Annotated in this window: 8 protein-coding genes and 2 pseudogenes; 4 read left to right on the forward strand and 6 right to left on the reverse strand. The window is 59.6% G+C overall.

Translation table 11 applies throughout. From position 1 onward, the window contains the following. Positions 1 to 535: 535 nt before the first annotated feature. The 4 genes and pseudogenes from ACNPAA_RS20250 (at position 536) to ACNPAA_RS20265 (ending at position 3,669) form a co-directional block, all read left to right on the forward strand. Entirely contained in the window at positions 536 to 697 is a 162-nt protein-coding gene (locus ACNPAA_RS20250; protein ID WP_171865755.1) for a hypothetical protein, read from the forward strand. Positions 698 to 746: 49 nt separating this feature from the next. Further along, positions 747 to 2,023: pseudogene (tnpC, locus tag ACNPAA_RS20255) on the forward strand (IS66 family transposase); the annotation flags it as partial. A 100-nt stretch (positions 2,024 to 2,123) separates the two neighbouring features. Next, positions 2,124 to 3,547, forward strand: a pseudogene (locus ACNPAA_RS20260) (IS66-like element ISAs21 family transposase). Further along, positions 3,544 to 3,669 (forward strand): hypothetical protein, encoded by a 126-nt coding sequence (locus ACNPAA_RS20265; protein WP_260395816.1) that lies wholly within the window; start codon positions 3,544 to 3,546, stop codon positions 3,667 to 3,669. Before ACNPAA_RS20260 ends, ACNPAA_RS20265 begins: the two are co-directional and overlap by 4 nt. A gap of 117 nt (positions 3,670 to 3,786) precedes the next feature. On the opposite strand, the gene ACNPAA_RS20270 is transcribed toward ACNPAA_RS20265, so the two are convergent. The 6 genes from ACNPAA_RS20270 to ACNPAA_RS20295 all read right to left on the reverse strand — a co-directional run bounded on the left by ACNPAA_RS20270 (position 3,787) and on the right by ACNPAA_RS20295 (position 7,253). Next, positions 3,787 to 4,161, reverse strand: a complete 375-nt coding sequence (locus ACNPAA_RS20270; protein WP_201873087.1) for a hypothetical protein — start codon at positions 4,159 to 4,161, stop codon at positions 3,787 to 3,789. Between the two features lie 58 nt (positions 4,162 to 4,219). Beyond that, complete coding sequence (locus tag ACNPAA_RS20275) at positions 4,220 to 4,471, reverse strand: hypothetical protein (protein WP_201873088.1); 252 nt, start codon at positions 4,469 to 4,471, stop codon at positions 4,220 to 4,222. Between the two features lie 237 nt (positions 4,472 to 4,708). After that, positions 4,709 to 5,611 carry a cold adaptation protein AtcC gene (gene atcC, locus ACNPAA_RS20280; RefSeq protein WP_201873085.1) on the reverse strand — a complete coding sequence of 301 codons (903 nt, stop codon included), beginning with the start codon at positions 5,609 to 5,611 and terminating at the stop codon, positions 4,709 to 4,711. Between the two features lie 11 nt (positions 5,612 to 5,622). Further along, entirely contained in the window at positions 5,623 to 6,390 is a 768-nt protein-coding gene (gene atcB / locus ACNPAA_RS20285; protein ID WP_010672787.1) for a cold adaptation protein AtcB, read from the reverse strand. Positions 6,391 to 6,402: 12 nt separating this feature from the next. After that, complete coding sequence (gene atcA, locus ACNPAA_RS20290; protein WP_201873083.1) at positions 6,403 to 6,945, reverse strand: cold adaptation protein AtcA; 543 nt, start codon at positions 6,943 to 6,945, stop codon at positions 6,403 to 6,405. Positions 6,946 to 6,968: 23 nt separating this feature from the next. Next, complete coding sequence (locus ACNPAA_RS20295) at positions 6,969 to 7,253, reverse strand: DnaJ domain-containing protein (protein WP_024943298.1); 285 nt, start codon at positions 7,251 to 7,253, stop codon at positions 6,969 to 6,971. Between the last annotated feature and the right edge of the window lie 322 nt (positions 7,254 to 7,575).

Here is a 7,575-nt window from a genome sequence, read left to right on the forward strand (position 1 = left end):
ATCGACTGGGAGAAGCTCCGCCACAAGTAACGGAGCTAACAGGAGACCAGCAGATCATTTTGGAGGTATTGGGTGAGCGCTATCGGCAAATTTATTCCTAAATCAGGTGCGGAATGTCGGAGATACAACTATTCTGACGATTAAGCACGTAAGGTGCAATGAACAATATGGCTTGCTCTGTGCTTATTACGCTTGATGTGAATAGCATACCGCCTCTCTCATTGGGAGAGGATCAGGGTGAGGGAAAGTAACCGTTGGGTGTCATCAACAGGGAGAACTGCACCGCTATAAATCAGTTGTCGAAATCCCACTGTATGGGCAGCTCAAGATCGAAAAGGGCCGTAGGTTTGATTAGCGAAGCGTAATCAGACGCTCGCGAAAACCGGCTTCCACTGTCTCGCTGCGACCCCTCTTATCTTCCTTTATTCCAATCACCACGGTGCCGATGGCGTGGACGATTACGCTGCGCTAATCGACCCTACGCCTTCCTGCTCGCTAAGCTTAAAGAGAGCAGCACAGTGCCAGGAGGCCAATCATGGAGATCGACAAAGCCATCGGACTGATCGAGGCCCACGGGGTCTTTCACGGGGATCACTACAGCTTCAACAGCGGCGAGTTCGTGCAGTGGTGCCAGGAGGATACCGTAACCGTTCACCGAGAGTGGCTTGACAGGAAAAATGAGACGATCGTCTCTTGATCGCAATCAGCCTGTTGCATGATCCCGCCCGTATTGCATGCTTGCTGGCATGACCAAAAAGCTCTCGACACCAGCGGTTAACGCTCTGACTATCGAACAGGCCCACGAGCTGATATACAAGCTCCTGGACCGTATCACCGAGTTGGAGGAGCGCCTTAATCAACACAGCGGCAACTCCTCCAGGCCGCCCTCCAGTGATGGCCCTGGCAGCACAACCGGCCAGGCCGCGTCCGGCTTCCGGTAAAAAACGCGGTGCACAGCCTGGCCACAAAGGGCAGCGGCGGATGCGCCATGAGCCATGCGCACGATGCCCGTCTGTCCGTGGAAGCTCACTACCCGGCATCGGATTGCCCCTGCTGTGGTGGCAACGTGCTGGCGCATGACAAACCTTATCGAGCGCATCAGGTGTTTGACCTACCAGAGGTGAGCTACTTCGTTACCGAGCATCAGCTGTTTCGCGCCACCTGTACCCGGTGCATTCACACGGTGGATGCCGCACTGCCTGACTCGGTCAGCGACACCCAGATGGGCCCGAATCGGCTCAGCTATATCGCGCTGCAAAGTGGTCAGTTCCATCAGAGTGTCACCCAGATACAGCAGCAGCTTAAGCAACACTTTGGTCTGGGTTTTAGTCGCGGGGCCATCAGCGAAGCACAAGGACGGGTCAGTGCCATGCTGACGCCCACTCACCAAGCTATCAAGCAGCAGGTCCAGTCGGCCTCACTTATCCACGCCGACGAGACCCACCATCAACGGGGCGGCGAGCGGCGCTGGATGTGGATGGCACTGAGCAAGATAGCGGTTTGCTTCATGACCGCCTACGGCCGTGGTATCGACGCAGCCAAGCGCCTGCTGGGGTCAGAGCTGGTCGGCGTGCTGGTGACGGACCAGTATGCTGGCTACCGGTTTGTCGATTCGAGTCAGCGCCAACTCTGTTGGGCCCATGTGCTGCGCAACGTGGTTGCCGTCGCCCAAAGTGGCGAGCAGGTTAATCAGTCCATCGGTGCCAGGCTGGTGCTGCTGGCCAACAGTGTGTTTCGGGTTCGCCATCGCTATGAGACTGGCACCTTGAGCAAGGTGTGCTATCAGCACCGACTCAGGCGCTATCGGCAGAGCTGGTTAAAGCAGTTAGCGCAAGGACGGCTGCTCTGCTCGAAGCGCTATCGGGGGCGCTGCGAGTGGCTCATCAAGGATGACGAGATGCTGTGGCGGTTTATGAGTGATGACGATATTCCGCTGACGAATAATGAGGCCGAGCGCGCGCTGCGCGGCTATGTGCTGTGGCGCAAAGGGAGCTACGGCGTGTGCTCACATCGTGGGGAGGTAACTGTTCACCCAGATGGCATTGACAGGAAAAAGTGAGACGATCATCCCTTGATCCACTGTTGCCCCTTGCCTGATCCCGCCAGCTTGGCACCATCACGTCATGAGCAAACCCATTACGCCACCACCCGGCCTGCCGCTGACCCTCGAGCAAGCCAACGAGCTGATTTACAAGCTGATGGCGCGCATCGCCGAGCTTGAAGACCGCCTCAACCAAAACAGCAATAACTCCTCCAAGCCCCCCTCCACTGATGGCTCGGGGACCCCGCCTGCGCGCAAGCGCCCCGCTTCCGGCAAGGCTCGTGGTGCCCAGCCTGGCCACAAGGGGCAGCGGCGTGAACGTCATCCTGAGGACGACCGACTGACGGCAATACCACACTATCCTGCCCGGCAGTGCGCCTGCTGTGGTGAGCAGGTGGTGTCCCATGACAAGCCCTACCGGGTTCATCAGGTGTTTGACCTGCCCGAGGTCAGCTATGTGGTGACAGAGCATCAGCTGTATCGGGGCACCTGCCGTGGGTGCGTCACCACCAGTGAAGCAGCCCTGCCCGATACGGTGAGCCACAGCCAGATGGGGGCTAATCTGCTGAGCTATATCGCTTTGCAGAGTGGTCAGTTCCACCAGAGCATCAGCAAGATACAGCAGCAGCTCAAGCAGCACTTCGGTTTGAGCTTTAGCCGAGGCGCCATCAGTGAAGCACAAGGCCGGGTCAGCGCCATGCTCACCCCGACCCACCAAGCCATCAAACAGCAAGTGCAGTCTGCCGCCATCATCCATGCCGATGAAACCCGGCACCAGCGGGGCGGTGAGCGACGCTGGATGTGGCTGGCCCTGAGCAAGGTCGCGGTCTGCTTCATGACGGCGTTTGGCCGCGGTCAGGAGGCAGCGAAGCGGTTGCTGGGCAGTGAGCTTGATGGGGTGCTGGTGACCGACCAGTATGCGGGATACCGCTTCATCGACAGCGCCCAGCGCCAACTGTGCTGGGCGCATGTGCTGCGCAACGTGGCGGCGATTGCCGAGAGTAGCGACGCCGTCAACCAGCCTATCGGAGCCCGGCTGGTACTGCTGGCTGACACGGTGTTCAGAACCCGGCATGGCTATGAACAAGGCTGCTTAAGCCGGGAGCAGTACCAGCGAAGGTTGCAGCGATGTCGGCAAAGCTGGCGAAGGCAGCTGGAGCGGGGCAGTGTACTGTACTGTGTTCCAAGCGCTACCGTGGGCGCTGCCAGTTACTGCTCAAGGACGATGAGATGCTATGGCGTTTTATGGAAAACGACGAGATAGCGCTGACCAACAATGAAGCGGAGCGGGCGCTGCGTGGCTATGTGCTGTGGCGCAAGGGAAGCTATGGCGTCTGGTCGCATCGAGGCGAGCAGTTCAGGCAGCGTATCCTATCGTTGGTGGAGACGGCCAAGCGATTGGGCCGCTGCCCGCAGGAGTGGCTGAGGGCAGTTGTCAGGTCCTGCATCGAGAAAACCGACTACCCGTTCCCGGAGGAGTTGGTGCTGTCAACACCGTCCCGGTGAACGGTTACGAGGATACCCACCAGACCCTCAGCCTGGAGCAGGCCAATCACGATCTGGCGCCCTTCTGCATCCGGGTCGGTTACGCCGAGCCGGTCCGGTCGTGGCGTTACTATCTTACCTGAGCTCACCCGAGGGGTGACGCAGAGGGCGGGACGAGCCGCGCGATGCGGTGAGTCAGTAACAAAGGAGCCGGCAAGGCTCCTTTCTTGTGATGGGCAGGGCGAAGGCGGGGAGTGGCCCTAGTTGTCGACGTTCCAGGCAATGGGCAGCTCAAGATCGAAGACGAGCTGATCCCCGTCGAGGGTAAAAGCCACGCTGGTCTGGTGCTGGTCGTATTCGTCGATAAGGCGGCAGCTCTCGGCGAAGTTGGACTCGTAGTTGAGGCGCGCACTGCCGCCTGTGTGAGCCTCGTTGAGTTCCACCCCCAGTACCCGCAGCGGATCTTTCTGGCTGAGCTTGACCCGGCTGTCACCCACATCCACCAGCCGCTCCAGCAGGGGGAAGAAGTCCTGCTTGTAGGCCTCAATGGTCCGGGCAATAGCCTGCTCCAGCTCGGCGTGGCTGGCAAGGGGGCCACTTAACGTGTAGCGGGTCTGTATCCTCTCCTGGGTCATGCTCTCTACCTCTCTGGTGTTGCCGGCGGGGGCCTTAGTCCTGGCTGTGATGGGGCGCTCAGGCGGGGATGCGACCATTGCGCACCAGGGCCCGGTGGATGTTCTTGCACATCTTGCCGAAGCGCTGGATCTCGTCGAAGGAGGGCGGGATGCCGCGATCGATCTGATATTGCCAGTAGCAGAGGTCCGTATCCACCAGCTCCATCAGCTTCTTGGGGCAGCCGATGCAGGTGTTGTCAGGCCCGCACTTGAAGGTATTCGGTTGGTAGAGCGGAAACTCCGCCTTCACGGCGTCGATGATCTGCTGCATCGCGGTGATCCTGTCGGGCTTTCTGCTCACGGCCTTGCTCCCCGGCTCTGGTATGGGGGAGTGATTATATCCCTGTCAAAAATGGGGCCAATGACGCTTACGGGGTAGTTTTCTGCCGAGCTCGGTGTTCACGGCCAGGGCTTGTGCTGAAAACGGGACGCTGGATAGCACAACGCCCGGCAAGCCGGGCGTTGTGGGAGGAGAGGCAAGTGCCGTCCTGCAAGGGGGTATGGCCCCTTAGAAGTCGTGGTAGAGGGGCCAGCCGAGCAGGGGGTGGCGGATCCCGGCGCGCATCTCCATGTTGTCGAGCTTCTCCGGCGAGGCGTCCTCTTTTTGCAACTGCTGGTACTGACGCACAAACCCCAGGGTATGGAGGAGGTTGGGCACAAAGCCCGGGCTCAGCTCCTGACGCAGGGCGGCGGCCATGTCGGCGGGCAGCGCGCTCAGCATCAGGGCCAGCTGGGCAGCGAGGTAGTCAGTGTCGTACCAGCCCTCGTCGAGCTCAATCTCCCGCGCCAGTTTGCGCTTGAGATCCTGCTTCACCTTGAGGGGGGCGGCGCCACTGCCCTTGCCGCAGAGGATGCGATAGAGCAGCGCTTCGGCCAGCTTGTCCTCCATGGTGGGGTGGTCGCTCTCGCAGGCGAAGAAGTGCTGGTCGATGAGCGCCATCAGGCGGCTCTTGTTGTGCTCGGTCAGCGCCTTCTCGTACTCCTGCCACCCTTGCCACTCCTCAATGTCGGGGGGGCTGGAGATCTTGTCCAAGAGCCGCGCATCCACGTCACCGTAGAGGCTGTTGCCAGCCTGCTTGGGGCTGACGGTGATGAGCATGGACCAGCCCTTCTGGAACGGCTTGATGGGGCCTTCCGGCGCCTGCAACAGGGCCAGGGCCTTGGCCGGATCCCGTTGGGATAGCTCCTGCAGACCGAGGCTCACCACGCCGATGACGTCGTGGGCGGCCTGCTCCAGCAGGTGCATCTTGTACTTGTTGTAGTACTTGTCGGCGAATTTGAGGCTCATCAGCACCGCCTTGCCTTTGATGGCGGCCAGCTGCTGCTGACTCAAGAGTTCGTTGTCGCGGCCAAAGCGCAGCACCTGGGTCAGAAAGGGGCCCTGGTTGGCATCGCGAATGACTAACTGCATGAATGGGCTCCTTAATCCAGAAAGCTGAACATGTCGTCGACGTCACCGTACTCGTCTTCCTCGACCTTGTTCTTCTCTTTGGCCTGCATCACCAGCTCGGCGGCAAACTTGTTGATGATGCCGTCCCAGGTGGAGTGCTCGTTGCGCAGCAGCGACTTGATGGATTTTTCCACCTCGGGGGCCAGCTCGCGGATCAGCATCAAGAGGCTGCGGGGGTCGTCCAGCGCGTAGTCGTGGCTGTCTTCTGCCTGCTGGCGCTCGCTGTAGCGCAGGGACTCTTCGAGATCTTCCTCTTCGGCGTGCAGCACGTCGCGATAGCCCTCGTCCTCTTCATAGCGATCGCCGCGATAAAACTCGATAAAGGGGATGGCGAGGTAGAAGAGGCCGGCCGGATCCTCGGCCACGCACTCGAGGATCTCCCGCTGCTTGGCTTCGCTCTCCTGGGTGCGGATCAAGTAGTTGAGGAAGTCGAAGGTGTGCTGTTGCAGCTCGTCGGCGTTGTTCTTGATCGCCTCTTCCCAGTAGAGGGGCTGCTGGCAGACGATGTCGCGGATCCGCTCCGGGGTCATCAGCTCGGAGATGATGGAGGGGAAGGAGATGTCGTGCTGGCCGTTGATCTGGGTCAGGGTAACGATATCAATGTTTTCAATCACTTCTGCCAGCTGGTCGTCAGACATGGTCTTGGCGATCAGCTCGAACTTCTCGCTGGCCTGCTTCGGCTCGATGACGGCCAGCTCTTTGATCTCGATGGCGGTAATTTCTATCAGACTGTTGCTCATGCCTTGCCCCAATTAGAAACGGACTTCGTCGTACATATCCTGATCGCTGTCGTCATCACCATAGCGGTCACTGCCGCCGTGGTAGTCGGCGTCGGCATCTTCCCCGTCTTCCTCTTCTTCGTCCCGCAACTCATAGTCGTCATCACCGCGGTGGCTGCCGCGGGGCAGCGGGTTGTCCAGGAGGAACAGCACGGCGCAGGCCTCCATCAGCTGATCTTCGCTCTGTGCCCGCACCGCCTTGACCAGCGGCAGGACGGCGTTGCTGAAGCCGACGCTCACCTTGAACTCGTCCCAGGAGGGCTGCTCACCGCTGGCGAGCCACTTGTTCCACTGCGACTTGGCCTTGGGCGGGAACTGCACCCGGCCATAGAGGGCGAGCGGCAGGTATTCGGGCATGAACTCCAGCATGCTCATGTCGGCCAGCAGCAGGGCCTTCATCTGGTCGGTGAACTGCTCGAGCCCCTTGGGGTCATCCTGATCCCGGTAGGATTCGATGTTCTCGCTGGCATCGCTTTGCAGGGCCTTGAGCCGTGCCTGGTCCCATTTTTTTTGCATAGTCGCTCTTCTTGCCTGGTGGCTCAGGGGTAGAACTGGTCCCACATCTCCTGCATGGCAGCAGCAGGATCGGTCACGATGACGTTGTTGAAATCCTTGATAAAGGCGGCCCGCTGTTTCGGATCGGACAGCACTTCATAAGCCTGCTTTACCTGGTGCAGCCGGGCGGCTGCCTGCTCTTTCTCTTCTTCGCTCGCCCCGTGCAGCTTGTCGGGGTGGTACTGGTTCGACAGCCGTCGATAGGCTTTTTTGATGTCGTTTTCACTGGCATTGGACTTGACGCCCAACACCCGGAAGTAGTTGTTCATGACGGATCCTGCCTCACTGGCATGGTGGAATTCATCCTGTGTCGACCTGGTGGCGGAACGTCGGCAAACCAGGCTCGGCAAAAACCGGTGATTTTAACGGAAATCGCCCTCCATCGCCATGAATAGGAAGAAAAGTAACCAGGGGAAAGTGCATCGGGTGCACTTTGCGATCTGCCTCCCGGTGGGTGACTGCCTCGGGACGGCCTTGTTGCTCAAATCGGGGAACTATCTGTCATCTCGGTGATCTGATCCTGTAGCGCAGTCTCCGAGAGCATCAGATGGGCAAGTCCAAGCACAAGATCAGCAACTGGCAGCAGTACAA

Source organism: Aeromonas sp. PS2Canimalfood6 (genome assembly GCF_048276795.1).
GTDB classification, from domain to species: Bacteria; Pseudomonadota; Gammaproteobacteria; order Enterobacterales; family Aeromonadaceae; genus Aeromonas; species Aeromonas caviae.